16 protein-coding genes and 1 tRNA gene are annotated in these 15,894 nt (G+C 40.6%); 14 read left to right on the top strand and 3 right to left on the bottom strand.

Features of this window, described 5'->3' with window-relative positions:
* Positions 1 to 51: 51 nt before the first annotated feature.
* Together ICL16_RS33835 and ICL16_RS33830 are read right to left on the bottom strand one after the other, a co-directional pair.
* Positions 52 to 1,257 carry a 30S ribosomal protein S1 gene (locus tag ICL16_RS33835; RefSeq protein WP_190835971.1) on the bottom strand — a complete coding sequence of 402 codons (1,206 nt, stop codon included), beginning with the start codon at positions 1,255 to 1,257 and terminating at the stop codon, positions 52 to 54.
* Between the two features lie 572 nt (positions 1,258 to 1,829).
* Positions 1,830 to 2,054 (bottom strand): CHAT domain-containing protein, encoded by a 225-nt coding sequence (locus ICL16_RS33830; RefSeq protein ID WP_202895849.1) that lies wholly within the window; start codon positions 2,052 to 2,054, stop codon positions 1,830 to 1,832.
* 420 nt (positions 2,055 to 2,474) lie between these two features.
* Between ICL16_RS33830 and ICL16_RS33825 the strand changes: the two genes are divergently transcribed.
* Entirely contained in the window at positions 2,475 to 3,698 is a 1,224-nt protein-coding gene (locus tag ICL16_RS33825; RefSeq protein ID WP_190835969.1) for a tyrosine-type recombinase/integrase, read from the top strand.
* 97 nt (positions 3,699 to 3,795) lie between these two features.
* On the opposite strand, the gene ICL16_RS33820 is transcribed toward ICL16_RS33825, so the two are convergent.
* A tRNA-Ser gene (locus ICL16_RS33820) sits at positions 3,796 to 3,882 on the bottom strand.
* Positions 3,883 to 3,956: 74 nt separating this feature from the next.
* Between ICL16_RS33820 and ICL16_RS33815 the strand changes: the two genes are divergently transcribed.
* The 13 genes from ICL16_RS33815 to ICL16_RS33755 all read left to right on the top strand — a co-directional run bounded on the left by ICL16_RS33815 (position 3,957) and on the right by ICL16_RS33755 (position 15,742).
* A complete protein-coding gene (locus ICL16_RS33815) occupies positions 3,957 to 4,325 on the top strand; it encodes a 2Fe-2S iron-sulfur cluster-binding protein (RefSeq protein WP_190835968.1) in 369 nt (122 codons plus the stop codon).
* Positions 4,315 to 4,905, top strand: coding sequence for a thermonuclease family protein (locus ICL16_RS33810; RefSeq protein WP_190835967.1), 591 nt, complete (start codon positions 4,315 to 4,317; stop codon positions 4,903 to 4,905). Before ICL16_RS33815 ends, ICL16_RS33810 begins: the two co-directional genes overlap by 11 nt.
* Positions 4,906 to 4,953: 48 nt before the next feature.
* Positions 4,954 to 5,757 (top strand): inositol monophosphatase family protein, encoded by an 804-nt coding sequence (locus ICL16_RS33805; RefSeq protein ID WP_190835966.1) that lies wholly within the window; start codon positions 4,954 to 4,956, stop codon positions 5,755 to 5,757.
* A gap of 99 nt (positions 5,758 to 5,856) precedes the next feature.
* Positions 5,857 to 6,801 (top strand): J domain-containing protein, encoded by a 945-nt coding sequence (locus ICL16_RS33800; RefSeq protein WP_190835965.1) that lies wholly within the window; start codon positions 5,857 to 5,859, stop codon positions 6,799 to 6,801.
* On the top strand, positions 6,801 to 8,021 hold the full coding sequence (locus tag ICL16_RS33795; RefSeq protein ID WP_190835994.1) for an ATP phosphoribosyltransferase regulatory subunit: 1,221 nt from the start codon (positions 6,801 to 6,803) through the stop codon (positions 8,019 to 8,021). The genes ICL16_RS33800 and ICL16_RS33795 overlap by 1 nt, the downstream gene beginning before the upstream one ends.
* 47 nt (positions 8,022 to 8,068) lie before the next feature.
* Positions 8,069 to 8,293, top strand: coding sequence for an indolepyruvate ferredoxin oxidoreductase subunit alpha (locus ICL16_RS33790; RefSeq protein WP_190835964.1), 225 nt, complete (start codon positions 8,069 to 8,071; stop codon positions 8,291 to 8,293).
* A gap of 78 nt (positions 8,294 to 8,371) precedes the next feature.
* On the top strand, positions 8,372 to 9,100 hold the full coding sequence (locus ICL16_RS33785; protein ID WP_190835963.1) for an ABC transporter ATP-binding protein: 729 nt from the start codon (positions 8,372 to 8,374) through the stop codon (positions 9,098 to 9,100).
* A 1-nt stretch (position 9,101) separates the two neighbouring features.
* Positions 9,102 to 9,251, top strand: a complete 150-nt coding sequence (locus ICL16_RS33780) for a hypothetical protein (RefSeq protein WP_190835962.1) — start codon at positions 9,102 to 9,104, stop codon at positions 9,249 to 9,251.
* 54 nt (positions 9,252 to 9,305) lie between these two features.
* Positions 9,306 to 10,037, top strand: coding sequence for a carbonic anhydrase (locus tag ICL16_RS33775; RefSeq protein ID WP_190835961.1), 732 nt, complete (start codon positions 9,306 to 9,308; stop codon positions 10,035 to 10,037).
* 284 nt (positions 10,038 to 10,321) lie between these two features.
* A complete protein-coding gene (locus ICL16_RS33770; protein ID WP_190835960.1) occupies positions 10,322 to 11,053 on the top strand; it encodes a carbonic anhydrase in 732 nt (243 codons plus the stop codon).
* Positions 11,054 to 11,096: 43 nt separating this feature from the next.
* Entirely contained in the window at positions 11,097 to 11,537 is a 441-nt protein-coding gene (locus tag ICL16_RS33765; RefSeq protein WP_190835959.1) for a M67 family metallopeptidase, read from the top strand.
* 75 nt (positions 11,538 to 11,612) lie between these two features.
* Complete coding sequence (moeB, locus tag ICL16_RS33760) at positions 11,613 to 12,785, top strand: molybdopterin-synthase adenylyltransferase MoeB (protein ID WP_190835958.1); 1,173 nt, start codon at positions 11,613 to 11,615, stop codon at positions 12,783 to 12,785.
* A gap of 602 nt (positions 12,786 to 13,387) precedes the next feature.
* The gene (locus tag ICL16_RS33755; protein ID WP_337907179.1) at positions 13,388 to 15,742 is read left to right on the top strand and encodes an adenylate/guanylate cyclase domain-containing protein; all 2,355 of its coding nucleotides are present in this window, start codon (positions 13,388 to 13,390) and stop codon (positions 15,740 to 15,742) included.
* Positions 15,743 to 15,894: the final 152 nt, after the last annotated feature.

Here is a 15,894-nt window from a genome sequence, read left to right as displayed (position 1 = left end):
GGTTTGATCCCTCTAAATCTAACAAAAGATAACATTAATCTTTGAAATGTATTACTCTTGAACTGCTGCTGGTATTTCTTCTTGCACCGCTTCAATTGCTGGTGGGTCTTCTTCGACTGCTTCCACTGCTGGTGGAATTTCCTCTTCTACCGCTTCCACTGCTGGTGGGATGTCTTCTTCGACTGCTTCCACTGCTGGTGGAATTTCCTCTTCTACCGCTTCCACTGCTGGTGGGATATCTTCTTCAACTGCTGGTGGGATATCTTCTTCCATTGCTGGTGGGATATCTTCTTCAACTGCTGGTGGGATATCTTCGGACACTACTTCCGCTGCTTCAGGAGTAGTAGCACCTTGTTGCTTAGCTAACATTTGTTCGCGATATCTAACCGCCATCTCCTCTGCTTTGTCGTAAACCAGATCGCGGTTCTTAATCATATCACCTGGTTCTGGTTCCAGTTGTTTGGTAGATAGAGAAATGCGTCCACGTTCTGCATCCAAGTCAATGATCATGACTTTTACTTCGTCATTGACATTAAACACACTATGAGGTGTATCTATATGCTCGTGAGAAATTTCTGAGATGTGAAGTAAACCGCTCACACCGCCGATATCAATAAATGCACCGTATGGTTTGATGCCTCTTACCGTACCAATTACTACCTCGCCAACCTCCAAACGGTTCATCTTGCGCTCAACCAACGCTCGACGATGAGATAGAACTAAGCGATTACGTTCTTCATCTACTTCTAAGAACTTCAAAGGCAGTTCTTCGCCTACCAATTCTTCTTTGGGTTTGCGAGTACTGATGTGAGAACCGGGGATAAAACCACGCAATCCCTCAATCCGTACCAACGCTCCACCTCTATTGGTCGCAAAAACGCCAGAACGGACTGTAGCATCTTCTGCTTGCAGTTGTCTTACTCGCTCCCAAGCCCGCATATACTCTATGCGGCGAATAGAAAGAGTTAGTTGACCGTCTTCGTTTTCATCTGTGAGGATGAAAAATTCCCGCGTTTCGTTTGATTGTAGAACTTCTTCCGGGGCATCTACCCGGTTGATCGACATTTCTTGGATAGGTATATAAGCTGCCGTTTTCGCACCAATGTCAATCAGAGCGCCGCGAGGCTCTATACTGAAAACTGTACCTGGTACTATATCACCTGGGCTGAAGTGATAGTCGTACTTATCTAGCAAAGCAGCGAAATCGTCGTGAGTAAATCCAATTTCAGTAGTAGCGGTTAGTTTCTGATTGACCATGCTGAGTGTTTCCTGGTTTTAGTCTCCGTATTTTTTTGCCTCCTGGCGATGTATATGCAAGCGCCTATAATGGCTATCTACACCTACATCTTCCTTCGTCTTGCCGAAGAAATGTCTTTCTTCATACTAGCGAAGAAAAGTGGATCTGGACATAATTTTACTTCCAGACCTAATATTATATCAAATAATCATACTATTTTATCAGTTTATATTTGATAAATAAGGGGTATGTCCCGATCATTTTAGCATTTTGCTTGATTAGGGCTGGTTTCATTTTGGGTTTAACAGCAGTTTACGTTAAATTATTCTGACCGGGTTGAAGTGGTTTAGTAACTTTTACTTATTCAACCAATACTTCAACCATCCCAAAATGTATAGCTTAGCTGAAACCTTTACTATGTAAGGAGAACGGAGAGATAGGGATTTGAACCATAGTTGAAGCTGCCCCCAAACATTATCCGGTGCAGTGCTAAAACAAGTGGAAATATGTAAGGGATTATACAATATTTTTCACTATGACTACCATTACACCAGAAGAAATTACCCAGTTCCGCTTTGAGTTAGCAAATGATTCAGATGCGATCGCCGCCCTTGATGTAATTCAGCAGTGTGAAGGATATCCATTTTTGGGCAACTTTAAGGGCAACAGCAACCGCTCCAGGTTCTTGTGGAGAAATTTGTCTTAAGTTTTCGTAAAACTTGATCATCAAAAATGTTGTGGAAATGTCACTCACTTTCCAGAGGCTACTGACGACAGTGGTAGCACCCGCAGCGAGAAAACCACTGTTTTCCAGCATCTCATTATGGGACCTGAATAGCACTCTGATAGTCGCCTTGGTTGTATTGCGTCTGCCCAAGATTGAGTAGAGCATTCATCAGTCTCTGAAGACTTTGCTGCTGTTCTTTCACAGTGTATTTACATAAGCTGCTAGTTACATAATACTCAGCATATCGGCTGCAATCAGGAAAACGTGACGGTGGACAGAGTTAAATTTGTTCCTCAAGCGGCTAGCTGCTGGACTATACCTTTGTACTGCTGGCTTTTGTTTGTACACCCCTTCCAAGACATAGCAGTTCCAGTGCTGTTTTTTTCTCATCTATATCCCTTGTCATCATTTGGTTTTCGCAGTTTAGCTTAGTAGTGCTTGAAAAACTTCAACCAATTATTCAACCAATTAATGTATAATTAGTGCTATAAATTTACCTACGAATTTATTATGGTAGCAAATAGAACTAATGAATTTAAGCATTTGTCGATTATAACCATGAATACAGATTATGGTGCTATGTACCAGTTACGTTTATCCAGTAGGCTAGGACGTAAAACAATTGGTTTGGGTAGTGACAAGATTCAAGCACTCAACCTAGCTTTAATGGTGGATGAAGAAATTGAGAAATGCATTATTAATGATCAAGTAATTGAGATTGATTACCTGAAGGCATTAGTTAAAAATGCTCAAAACGCCATCAAGGTTAAGAAAAATGAAAAATTGAGAATAGTTGAGAAAGATGACTTAACTGTGCTATGGAGCAAATATGTTAGTTTCCATACCTCAATCAAAGCTTGGGAACAAACATACATCTTGACTACCATCCAGACAGTCAGCAATATTGTCAAGCGTTGTCCGTTTCAACGCTTGGAGCAAAAAAATGAATTAGTGGAATGGTTGTTTAGTGATGAAAAGCGTAGTCCAAAAACTAATAAAGATAGGTTAAAACTAATAGTTGCTGCTATTGATTGGAATTCCAAACAAGGTAATATCCCTAGAAAGTGGGGGATAGAGTACCGTGATTTGTTAGAAAGTATCAGTGTTAAAACTGATAATAAAAGAAGCGTTAACTGTGAGGAAGATGATATTGATATCTTCACAGTGAAAGAAATATACCAAATTTTAGATGCCCTGAAAAATGAAACCTACTCACGACTCAATGGTAAGCACTATCAATACTTCAAATACGTTTACTTCTGTTGGTTAACTGGTTGCCGACCGTCAGAAGCAATAGCTTTGAAATGGGAGAATGTTGATTTACAAAAGAAGAGAATCAAATTTTGTGAGGCACAAGTTAATGCTAGTGGGAGAATTATCAAGAAAAAGGGAACCAAGACAGTACCTGTTCGATATTTCCCTATTAATGAAGAATTAATGGAACTTCTTGACTCTATCCCTTATAAGACCGATTATGTGTTCATCAACGTTAACGGGAAACCTATTGCCCAACAAGCTTTAAATGGCGTATGGAAAAACTTGCTTGAAGCAATGGGTATTCGCTATCGTGTACCTTACCAATTACGTCATACCATGATTAGTTATCACGCCAACAATGATTATCCGATTCATAAGCTTGCGGAATTAGTAGGTAATAGCGAAAAAGTCATCAAGGAACATTACCTTAAGCTTGATATTGAGCGAATAAGTTTACCAGACATCATCAGGAAGTAAGACCTAACTTTTCACCCAATCAAAAACCCCTACCTAACCAGTGGGGGTTTTCTTATAGGTGTTATGTTTTACAATCCTAAATTCATCATCAATAAAACGGAGAGATAGGGATTTGAACCCTAGTTGAAGTTGCCCCCAAACGGCATTTCCAGTGCCGCGCCTTAAACCACTCGGCCATCTCTCCAGATGTCACTAATAGACGAATATACAATAAGATAACATAAATGTCAATACTATTCATTCAAAATCTGAAATTAAATGTCTCGTACATACACCGTTAAAGTGCGCGATCGCGCCAAAGGCATAGAACACACCCTACAAGTTCCCGATGACCGTTATATTTTACATAGTGCAGAAAATCTTGGGGTAGAATTGCCATTTTCTTGTCGAAATGGAGCGTGTACCACTTGTGCTGTAAGAGTGGTGTCAGGAGAAATTTACCAACCAGAGGCGGTAGGACTTTCCCCGGAGTTACGGGAAAAAGGTTACGCTTTGTTGTGTGTCAGTTACGCTCGCACGGATTTAGAGGTGGAGACTCAAGACGAAGATGAAGTTTACGAGCTTCAATTTGGGCGCTATTTTGGCAAGGGGAGAGTACAAAGGGGTTTGCCGTTGGATGAAGATTAAGATTTGCCTCACGCATTCGGCGGAGCCGTTCCCGCAGGGTAGGCGCAAAGGCGCAAAAGTTGGAAAAGTAGTCATTTTGTGCTGTCTATTGCTTTTATTGGGTTGTCAGCAGGGGGAGAAGCCAGAGGAAGTGGTAAGACAGGTACAACTGAAAGTGGCACAGGTGGTAAGTGGGCAAACTATAGAGGTGGTGGGTACTGTTGAGCAACCAAGTTTGATTTCTCATGTGCGGTTGTTGGGGATTGATGCGCCAGATTTGCAGCAGCGCCCTTGGGGAGATGCAGCTAAACAACATTTAGAGGAAATGATTGGCGGAAAACCTGTGATTTTAGAGTTTGATCTCCAAGAAAAAGATCAGTTTGGGCGGACTTTGGCTTATGTTTGGAAAGATGGGGTGTTGTTAAATGAACAGTTAGTCAAAAATGGAGATGCGCTGTTTGTGTCGCGCTCGCCCAACCACAAATACGATCTACGTTTGGAACGTGCTCAACAATGGGCTAGAATCATGGGGCTAGGAATTTGGAATCCTGACAAACCCATGCGTCTTTCTCCGGCTGAGTTTCGTCGTCAGTACCGTTAATAATTCGTAATTCGTAATAAGCTGATAATTACGACTTACGAGTTACTCATGACTAATCTACAAATTTGCTTAGATATTGCTACAGAAGCGGCGCTGGCTGCTGGTGCGGTACTGCAAGACTACTTGGGTAAATTAGAAGACACAATTATTGAAAAAGGACGTCCTGGTGATTTAGTTACTGTAGCGGATAAAGCTTCAGAAGTCGTAGTTTTAGATATTTTGCGACGCCACTTTCCTCACCACGCAATTCTTTCTGAAGAATCAGGGGCGCTAGGAAATCAAGAAGATGAATATCTTTGGGCGATCGATCCTTTAGATGGTACAACTAACTACGCTCACCAATACCCATTTTTTGCTGTTTCCATCGGACTATTAATTAATGGTGTTCCAGAAGTTGGTGTAATTTATGACCCTTTCCACAATGAGTTATTCCGTGCAGCCAAAAGTTTAGGAGCAACACGCAATCGCCGTCAAATCAAGGTTTCGTCAACTTCTGAACTAAATAAAAGCTTACTAGTTACGGGATTTGCTTACGATCGCCGTGAAACTTCTGACAATAACTACGCAGAATTTTGTCACCTTACCCATCTTACCCAAGGAGTGAGACGCAGTGGTTCTGCATCGCTAGATTTAGCTCATGTTGCTTGTGGGCGTTTAGATGGTTATTGGGAAAGGGGACTCTCTCCTTGGGATATTGCTGCTGGGATAATTTTATTACAAGAAGCCGGAGGTAAAGTCACAGCTTACGATGGAACACCAATTGTGATTGAATCAGGGAGAATTCTGGCAACAAACGGTATCATTCATGACAGCCTCAGCCGCGAACTCAAACAAACTCCACCCCTGAAATAAATTTTTTTACTTTTTACTTAATTTAACTAATGACAAAGGACCAATTAAGGGAAGTACACTAGAACAAATCTAATTAAACCCTTGGTATAAAACCTCTCTATGTCATTAAAAATAGAACGCGGATTATTTAAGTATGAACTCGTAGATTACCATGCTATTTTAGCTACACCTGTAGATGCGGATGCAAAGGAAATTCGCAAACGGTATCTCAAAATTGCTCGTCATCTACACCCAGATAGCGTGACGATAGCAAGCGTTGCGGAAAAACAACACAAGAGCCAATTATTGTCTAAGCTAGTAAATCCAGCCTACGAACAACTATCTCAAGAAAAAAATCGCACAGAATACATTCTAGTTCTATCGCAAATGGGCAAGCGGTTGGTACAAGAATCTACTTCAGTGGAGTTAAAGAGTGATTTGGCAAGGCAGTTAGCAAGTACGCCCAATTTTGAACATACTTATAAAACGGCGATCGCCAAAATTGCGGAAACCCAATACGATTCTTTACAACAAGTACCACAGATAATTGCCTTACTCAGCGAGTTGAATTTAGTTTACTTGATGCGCACTGCTGGCAAATCATTTGCCGCTTCATCAACCGTTGCTCAACCGAAAAGTAACCCTACGCCAAATGCACCACCGCCAAAAACCCCAACACCTCCCGCCAAGGAAGACTCAGTGGTAGAGCAGTATATCCGTCGTGCGCAAGAGTTGATCGCTAAAAATCAGTTAGCACCAGCTAAGGTAGAATTACAAGATGCCCTCAAGTTGGCACCAAATAATAGTCGTTGTCACACCTTGATCGGAGTAGTGTATTTGAAGCAAAATCTTACCACAACTGCAAAAGTTCACTTTGATCGTGCCCTACAGTTAGATCCTCAAGACGAAACAGCGTTGGCAGGAAAACGTAAAATAGAACAGATTACGGGGCAAAAGCCTAGTAGTAGTGCGAAGCAAACAGCAACGCCTCACTCTGGAACAAAGCAACCGGATTCTGGGGGTAGCGGTTTGTTTGGTGGTTTGTTTGGTGGGAAGAAAAAATGATGGTTTATCAACCAGCAACGGGTGCTAGAGATTTACTACCTTTGGATGTGACGCAAAAAGGTTGGATTGAAGATAGGTTACAACAGGTGTTTCACCGTTGGGGCTATCACAGAATTATTACCTCCACCTTAGAGCGGATGGATACGCTGATGGCGGGAGGCGCAATTGAGCGCTCTACAGTGATTCAACTTCAAAATGCTGAAGATGAAGAGTTAGGATTGCGCCCAGAATTGACAGCATCCATCGCTCGCACTGCGGTAACGCGGATGGCAAATGTACGTTATCCGCAACGTCTATACTACAATACCAATGTCTTTCAACGCACGCGAGAGTATAAGCAAAATCGTCAGCATGAATATTATCAAGCTGGTGTGGAGTTGTTGGGCAGTAGCGGTATTTTGGCAGATGCTGAAGTTCTACTGTTGCTTGCTGATTGTTTACAAGCACTCTCGCTTTCTCCTTGGTATATTATTCTCGGTGAGGCGGAAATTACCCGCTCGCTGCTGAAAGCTTTTCCTGTTCATTTACAAGATAAAGTCCGTATTGCGATCTCTCACCTTGATCGCATCACTATTGATACTTTACCTCTTAGTGATGAACTTAGGGAACGCGCCATAATTATGTTGGATTTACGTGGAAATCCTGAGCAAGTCTTACAAAAAGTTACCAGCATGGGTTTAGATCAGCCCTTGCAAGCAGCGGTAAATAATCTCCAATCGTTGATAGAATTACTCAAATCATCCCGTCCCGGAATTGAAATAATCCTAGACCTGAGTTTAATTCAAACCTTCGACTATTACACTGGGATTGTATTTGAAGTTGTCAGTGATGCTTGTGGGCAAACAAGAGTTTTAGGACGGGGTGGTCGTTATGATCGCTTATTAGGATTGTATCATCCTCAAGGAGAAAATATTCCTGGGATCGGCTTTGCACTTTTTCTTGAAGATTTATACCAAATTCTCTTGTCTTGTCAGCAATTACCACAGGCTATACCAGCAAGCGACTGGTTAGTAGTACCGGAAAGTAACAGTGCTTACACAGTAGCCTTTACTTACGCTCAAAAACTGCGAGACTCTAATGAAGTAGTGCGGGTGGAAATAGATTTGGGAGGAACAGACTTTCAAGCAATTCAACAATATGCACGCGATCGCAGTATCAGCCAAATTGCCTGGGTTAAAGCTGATGGTTCTATAACAATAGAGTCGTTAGTAAAAAACTAAAGTATTATTGCTAACCTAGAAACTGACGACGAATGAGGAGGGGAATTATGCCACACACGATTGTGACTGATGTTTGTGAAGGCGTAGCTGATTGCGTAGACGCCTGTCCAGTAGCTTGCATCCATGATGGTCCTGGCAAAAATGTCAAGGGAACAGATTGGTACTGGATTGATTTTTCTACCTGTATCGACTGTGGCATATGTATTCAAGTTTGTCCAGTGGAAGGGGCGATCGTTCCAGAAGAACGACCAGATTTGCAGAAAACACCATAATAGTTAATGGTTAATAGTTAATTGTTAATTGTTCTATTAACCATTAACAATTAACCAATAACAAGGAATTAATAACCAATGACTAATGACTATTTACTAGAAGTTAAAAATGTTCATGCAGGGTATATTAAAGACGTAGATATATTACAAGGTGTAAATTTCCAAGTAGCACAAGGGGAATTGGTAACGGTAATTGGTCCCAATGGTGCTGGTAAATCGACTTTAGCAAAAACTATCTTTGGGCTTTTAACTCCCCATACAGGTACAATTACTTTTAAAGGTGAGAATATTGCTGGACTCAAGTCTAATCAAATTGTGCAACGTGGGATGAGCTATGTACCCCAAATTACCAATGTCTTCCCCTCACTGAGTGTAGAAGAAAACTTGGAAATGGGAGCGTTTGTACGCAATGTCGCGCTCAAACCACTCAAAGATAAAATATTTACCATGTTTCCTAGATTAAGCGATCGCCGTCGCCAACGTGCTGGCACTCTCTCTGGTGGTGAACGTCAGATGCTGGCGATGGGTAAAGCTTTAATGTTAGAACCCAGTCTATTACTTTTAGATGAACCTTCAGCAGCGTTATCTCCCATCTTAGTCACACAAGTATTTGAGCAAATTAAACACATTAACCAAGCGGGTACAGCAATTGTACTAGTAGAGCAAAATGCTCGCAAGGCTCTGGAGATGGCTCACCGGGGTTGTGTACTCGAATCTGGACGTGATGCGATTACAGGTCCGGGTTTAGAATTATTGAACGATCCCAAAGTAGGTGAATTGTATCTAGGTGCAGGTAAGAGACATTGAAGTGGGAACAGTCATAGCTCAAAACTCTAAACTAGAAAACCAGTCTCCTGTGAATATTCCTGCACCAAATCCTGAAGATGCTAACCTCTATACTCTTGAAAATAAAAACTTAAATCAATTTAAAATAGTGTCATCGCTAACTCTTGCATAACACAGAAGTTTGATATCTTCCACTCAACAGCTTCTTGTTGGCTGAGTGAGGCAGATGAGCAGAATAAATGGATTTGTTGGGCGACGCCATTTTTTAGTTGGTAGTGGGATTGTGGCGGCGGCTGGAATTAGTAGTTTGATTTGGGGTGTACAGGAAGTTACTACTCCACAACATGCGCTTGCTGATGCTGATAAAGTAAACCCATCACCAGTCACTCCTGATGAAGCTTTACAAAGATTATTGGATGGAAATAACCGATTTTTACGGCAACAACGTAAATATCCCGATCAATCGTTGGAAAGAGTGCGATTAATAGCTAAAGCTCAGTATCCCTTTGCTTCCATTTTGGGTTGTGCAGATTCTCGAGTACCTGCGGAAATAGTGTTCGATCAAGGATTAGGGGATTTATTTGTCGTGCGCGTCGCGGGTAATGTTGCTAGTGACTCAGCTATAGGGAGCTTAGAATATTCTACAGCAGTTTTAGGTGCTGGGTTAATTGTTGTGTTGGGTCATAAAAGATGCGGTGCAGTAACGGCGGCGTTGGAAGAAAAGCCAGTTACTGGTAGAGTCGGTTTAATTATTGAGAGTATTAAACCAGGTATAGAACAAGTAAAGTTAAGTACTGGTGATGTTAGTGAAGAGGCAGTGGTAGCAAACATTCTATATCAGACAGAAAAATTACAAGAACGTTCCACTATTTTGGGTAAACTTATGGCTCAAAGCAAATTAAAAATTGTTGGCGCTCTTTATAATTTGGATACTGGCAAGGTGTCTATAGTTACTTGATAAATAGAAAAGTTCGTAGTGAGCGCTTCAGCGCTCAATGCATAGATTTTCAGCGCTTAAGCGCTTACTACAAACTTCTATTTATGCTTTGTTACTTACTATAAAAACTATATTCGGGGATCGCCATAAACTATGTTTATTTATGTTAAGTATAGAGAAAAACCACAGTTATCCATTTTTTTATTTGATTAATTAGATCTATGATTATTTAAATAAATCTGGTAAAAGATTAATAAATATAAAAAACTGCTTTGAAAATTTATTCTGGATGTTGAGGAGTGTTCATGAGTCGCATTAACGGAATTGTTGGGCGTCGAAATTTATTAAAATTAGTGGGTGCAGGTGGTGCTACTATGGCTGTAAGTAGTGCTGGTATTCTATTTGGGGAACAACAAGCTGTTGCTCAAAAACCATCGACTCCAGAAAAAAAACCTCAACCAGTTAATCCTGATGCAGCTTTAAAAAGGTTGATGGAGGGAAATAAACGGTTTGTTGATGGTAAAAGTCTGAAACCCAATCAATCACGCTTGCGTTTGCAAGAAACTTCTGTAGCTCAGTACCCGTTTGCCGCTATACTAGGTTGTGCAGACTCTAGAGTACCAGCAGAAATTGTCTTTGACCAAGGACTTGGGGATCTATTTGTAGTGCGAGACGCTGGTAATGTTGCTAGTCCAACAGCTATAGGTAGTTTAGAATTTGCAACAGCAGTATTGGGTGTCCAATTGGTGATGGTTTTAGGTCATGCAAGATGCGGTGCTGTAATCGCAGCTGTTAAAGGCGATCCGCTTCCAGGTAGAATTGGTGTTTTTGTTGAGGAAATTAAACCAGCGGTGGAAAAGGTAAGACTGAAAACTGGCAATCTAGAAGAAAATTCTGTCATGGCAAATGTGCAATATCAGGTGGAAAGGCTGAGAGAAGGTTCGACGATTTTAGGCAATTTAGTGAAGGAAGGTAAATTGAAAATTGTTGGTGGTCGTTACGATCTTGCTAGTGGAAAACTCTCAATGCTAACCTGATTGTGTAGAGACGTTCCGGCGGAACGTCTCTACGAATAACACGATGATTAGATTTAGTGAAGAACAGTTGCAAATTATTTATGATCGCGCCCTCAGCACCTACCCTCAAGAATGCTGTGGTATAATAGTGGGCGTTCATAATTCTGTGGTAGAAGTAATCCCCACCGAGAATGTTTGGGCAAATTTTGTAGAGACGTTCCCAGAAACGTCTCTACATGGTGAAACAGAACGATATGCGATCGCACCGTTCGAGATGTTACGTGTGCAAAAACAAGCACGCGATCGGCACTTAGAGATTATCGGTATTTTTCACTCTCATCCCGATCACCCAGCCATTCCGTCTGAATGCGATCGCCTGTATGCTTGGCAAGAGTATTCTTATGTCATTATATCTATACAAAAGGGCGTTTTGGGTGAATTAACTAGTTGGAGATTGGATGAGCATCACCAGTTTCAACCGGAGGAAATTGAAAAGATAGTTTAAAACAGCGAAGACGCAAAGGACGCAAAGTGTATCTTTTTTAGATAGGATAAAAAGTCCGTTGCTGATTAAACTGCTATGCTCAATCCCAATCTGGATGAAGTCCAGTTAGAAAAAGAAGAATACGAACGTTACTCTCGCCACCTGATTTTGCCGGAAGTTGGGTTGGAGGGGCAAAAACGCCTGAAAGCTGCCAGTGTGCTATGTATTGGTACAGGTGGATTAGGTTCACCGCTGCTTTTATATCTTGCGGCAGCGGGAATCGGGCGAATTGGAATAGTTGATTTCGATGTTGTCGATCATTCCAACTTACAACGTCAAGTGATTCACGCTACATCTTGGGTGGGTAAACCCAAGATTGAATCGGCAAAGCACCGCATTCATGAGATTAATCCGTTTTGTCAGGTTGATTTGTACGAAACGCGGCTGAGTTCAGAAAATGCCCTCGATATCATGAAGGATTATGATATTATCGTGGACGGTACTGATAATTTCCCTACACGGTATTTAGTCAACGATGCTTGTGTGTTGCTGAATAAGCCGAATGTTTACGGTTCCATTTTCCGCTTTGAAGGGCAAGCTACTGTATTTAACTACCAAGAGGGACCAAATTACCGTGACTTATACCCAGAGCCACCACCACCAGGAATGGTTCCTTCCTGTGCAGAGGGTGGTGTACTGGGTGTGCTGTGTGGAATTATTGGCACTATTCAAGCAACAGAAACTGTCAAAATTATCCTTGGTCAGGGAATAACTTTAAGTGGACGCTTGCTACTGTACAATGCTTTGGAAATGAAGTTCCGCGAATTGAAGTTGCGTCCTAACCCAGTACGCCCAGTGATTGAGAAGTTAATTGATTACGAACAATTCTGCGGTATTCCACAAGCAAAAGCCGAGGAGGCGAAACAGCAGATGGAAATTCAAGAAATGACAGTGCAGGAGTTAAAGCAACTGCTTGATAGTGGCGCACAGGATTTTGTACTATTGGATGTGCGCAACCCCCATGAGTATGAGATTGCAAAAATTCCCGGTTCTGTTTTGGTGCCTTTACCTGATATTGAACAGGGGGAAGGTGTTGCTAAGGTGAGGGAGCTAGTTAATGGACATCGTTTGATTGCTCATTGTAAGATGGGCGGGCGTTCTGCAAAAGCTCTCGGAATTCTCAAACAAGCCGGCATTGAAGGTACAAATGTGAAGGGTGGAATTACTGCTTGGAGCAAGGAAGTAGATCCTTCTGTTCCGCAGTATTAATCATCGTACAGACGTTCCGGTGGAACGTATTTCCAATTATCGTAGAGACGTTCCGGTGGAACGTCTCTACAGTTATATAATTTTTAATTCGCGGCTGAATAATATTGTAGCATTCAGTACACATGCTGATTTATAAATAAAACAAATCCATCTTTAGATATATATTATAATCTATCTAGCTGCGCAAATATGTATGTATATCTAAAGTCGTTTAATCAATAGTGAAACTTTAAAAATGTCCCATATCACTCAAAAAATTTACTTCTGTAATTCTCTGAATAAAGCAGAACACCTATTCCCGATTACAGAATTTAATCATCAAGCTAAAAATCAAGCTAATATACGGTTAAAATCTATAAAGGAAACTTGAAGTTGATATCAATCAACTGTTTTCCAGACTTGTTCATATTCTCTGATTGACTTAGACTAAGCATAAAAATAGCGTTTAGTCAAAATTACCAGTGGTGCTGAAGGTAGAGTGTTTAATTTTTCATAAAAGAGAATAATTTAGAACATAAAAAAGGTAGAAACTGATTTTCTAAATTTGACTTCTGCCAATTTTATCTTGCTCACACCACGCTTTAGTAATTTTGCTTGCAAGTATGATGAAATATCAGGTACTAGAACGGATTTTCAATAAAAATAAAGCTCTGCGCAAGTTTGAACGTTTAGAATTAGATAGGTGTTTTCACATCTTAGATCTATCTGAACAGGCGCAACGATTTGCTACTTGCCCGGAGGATGTTAAGATTGGGAAAGATATCCGGCTAGGTTTTCCTGAATTTATCGGACTTGAAGATGTCTTTATATCTCTGCTTGAAGGAAAACAGGAAATATTTGAATTAAATAGTATTGAGAGAGCCAATATATATATAGATATATATATTATTGGTGAAGTACGGGAAAACTATCTTGATAACAAATTAATTATCTTAATAGAAGATGTGACCGAGAAGATAGTTATTCAAAAAAATTTATCCCAAAAAGTTAATGAAGCAAATTTAGTATCAAGTGTCTTGACTGCGTATCAAAATTATATGGAACAAGTATTCACCGTCATGGCAGATGCTTTGATTGTGACTACTCAGACGGGAGAAATCAAGAAAGTAAATCGGGCAACAGTAGAGTTATTTGGTTATAGTGAAGAGGAATTGCTCAATCAACCTATATCTTTAATCATAGAAGATAAATTATTACAAAGAGCTATTCAACAGCGGAATTTATTTGAAAACTACTTACAAAATGTAGAGGTAGTTTGTCGAACTAAAAAAAAAGAAAAGTTGTTAATCGCTTTTTCTTGTTCAGTTATTTGCAAAACATTAGATGATCTAGAAGAGATTGTCTATATAGGTAGAGATATTACGGCAAGAGAACGCAGACAACAACGTAACGGCGCTCAGTATACCATAACACGCATTTTATCAGAAGCGCAAAATGTCAAGCAGGCAATACCACAAGTTTTACAAGCGATTTGTGAAAATTTAGGATGGGATTTAGGAGAACTTTGGACTACCCATGAATATATCGCTGCATCCAATTTACAGCAACATAATGCTCATCCAGTGCTCAGATGTGTAGAAATTTCATCAAGTCGAGCAGCCACTGTACCAGAGTTTAAGGCAGTTACCTGGCAAACTATGTACAATCCTGGGGTTGGTTTACCAGGGAAAATTTGGAAAACTCTTTCTCCACACTGGATTGAGAATATTGTAGATGATGGAGAAGACAAGCGATCGCTATTCGCACTTAAAGCCGGATTACACGCTGCATTCGGTTTTCCGATTCTGGCTCAAAACGAAATATTTGGGGTAATGGTTTTCTTTAGCCATGAAGTGCAGCCACGAGATAAAGACGTAATCGAAATGATGATTTCTATTAGCAGTCAAATCTCTCAATATATTAAACGTAAAAGCGCGGAGGAGGCACTGTTAGAAAGTGAAGAACGATATCGAGATTTATTTGAAAATGCTAACGATTTAATTCAGTCTGTTACTCCCTACGGTAATTTTGAGTATGTTAATCGTGCCTGTCTGGAAACTTTGGGATATAGCCAAGCGGAAATATCTCAGATGAATTTTTTTGACATTGTACATCCAGATTATCTCAGTCAATGCCGGCGAGCTTTTTATCAAGCAATGTCTGGGCAAAAGTTGGAACAAGTGACAATCGCATTTCTGACTGAAGATGGGCAAACAATATTTGTGGAGGGTAATATTAGTTGTAAATTTGTCGCAGGTAAACCAGTGGCAACTAGGGGCATTTTCCGCAACATCACTAGGCGGATTCAAGTAGAAAAAGCACTGCACGAACAACAACAGCAAACAGAACGCTTGTTACTGAACATTCTGCCGCAAGAAATCTCTAACCGTCTCAAACAACAACCAGGTTTAATTGCGGAAGACTTTGCTGATGTCACAGTTCTATTTGCAGATATTGTTGATTTTACCAAAACTGCTGCTCAACTTAGTGCCATCCAACTTGTAAATTTACTTAACAAAATTTTCTCAGTTTTTGACCGTTTAAGCGAACAATATCATGTGGAGAAAATTAAGACAATCGGCGATGCTTATATGGTAGTGGGTGGTTTACCTACACCTCACCCAGATCATATGCACGCAATTGCTAATATGGCATTAGATATGCGTCGTGCGATCGCTTGTTTCAACTCTCAGAACAATCAAGATTTTAGCATCCGCATTGGTATCCACACCGGCTCTGTGGTGGCTGGGGTGATTGGGATCAAAAAATTTGCTTACGATTTGTGGGGAGATACAGTAAATATTGCTAGCCGGATGGAGTCTGGTGGTATGGCGGGCAAGATTCAAGTCACACAAGCAGTTTATCAACGATTGCAAGATGAGTTCTATTTTGAAAAGCGTGGTGAAATTGAGGTTAAAGGTAAAGGTTTGATGACTACTTATTTTTTGCTGGGCAGTAGATTTGGAGATGTTGGTTGAATAACCGCCATTGATTAAAATCAATGGCTCATAGCTAAAGTCATCTCAAGATGACTAGATAACAATTACAATCCATATCTAGTTGGTATTGAGCCTATAGCCTTGTAAAATAAGGCATTCCGGGTTTGAACACTACTGCTAGGTCTACCTTT

Origin of the sequence: Iningainema tapete BLCC-T55, assembly GCF_014698965.1 — a bacterium.
GTDB classification, from domain to species: Bacteria; Cyanobacteriota; Cyanobacteriia; order Cyanobacteriales; family Nostocaceae; genus Iningainema; species Iningainema tapete.
Note: the sequence above shows the minus strand (reverse complement) of the source record. Positions and strands in the feature narration are given on the sequence as shown.

Coding starts and splice junctions, on each gene's coding strand:
- ICL16_RS33835 (WP_190835971.1), bottom strand. CDS start 1,257: ATGGTCAATCAGAAACTAACCGCTACTACTGAAATTGGATTTACTCAC.
- ICL16_RS33830 (WP_202895849.1), bottom strand. CDS start 2,054: ATGCTGGAAAACAGTGGTTTTCTCGCTGCGGGTGCTACCACTGTCGTC.
- ICL16_RS33825 (WP_190835969.1), top strand. CDS start 2,475: ATGGTAGCAAATAGAACTAATGAATTTAAGCATTTGTCGATTATAACC.
- ICL16_RS33815 (WP_190835968.1), top strand. CDS start 3,957: ATGTCTCGTACATACACCGTTAAAGTGCGCGATCGCGCCAAAGGCATA.
- ICL16_RS33810 (WP_190835967.1), top strand. CDS start 4,315: ATGAAGATTAAGATTTGCCTCACGCATTCGGCGGAGCCGTTCCCGCAG.
- ICL16_RS33805 (WP_190835966.1), top strand. CDS start 4,954: ATGACTAATCTACAAATTTGCTTAGATATTGCTACAGAAGCGGCGCTG.
- ICL16_RS33800 (WP_190835965.1), top strand. CDS start 5,857: ATGTCATTAAAAATAGAACGCGGATTATTTAAGTATGAACTCGTAGAT.
- ICL16_RS33795 (WP_190835994.1), top strand. CDS start 6,801: ATGGTTTATCAACCAGCAACGGGTGCTAGAGATTTACTACCTTTGGAT.
- ICL16_RS33790 (WP_190835964.1), top strand. CDS start 8,069: ATGCCACACACGATTGTGACTGATGTTTGTGAAGGCGTAGCTGATTGC.
- ICL16_RS33785 (WP_190835963.1), top strand. CDS start 8,372: ATGACTAATGACTATTTACTAGAAGTTAAAAATGTTCATGCAGGGTAT.
- ICL16_RS33775 (WP_190835961.1), top strand. CDS start 9,306: ATGAGCAGAATAAATGGATTTGTTGGGCGACGCCATTTTTTAGTTGGT.
- ICL16_RS33770 (WP_190835960.1), top strand. CDS start 10,322: ATGAGTCGCATTAACGGAATTGTTGGGCGTCGAAATTTATTAAAATTA.
- ICL16_RS33765 (WP_190835959.1), top strand. CDS start 11,097: ATGATTAGATTTAGTGAAGAACAGTTGCAAATTATTTATGATCGCGCC.
- moeB (WP_190835958.1), top strand. CDS start 11,613: ATGCTCAATCCCAATCTGGATGAAGTCCAGTTAGAAAAAGAAGAATAC.
- ICL16_RS33755 (WP_337907179.1), top strand. CDS start 13,388: ATGATGAAATATCAGGTACTAGAACGGATTTTCAATAAAAATAAAGCT.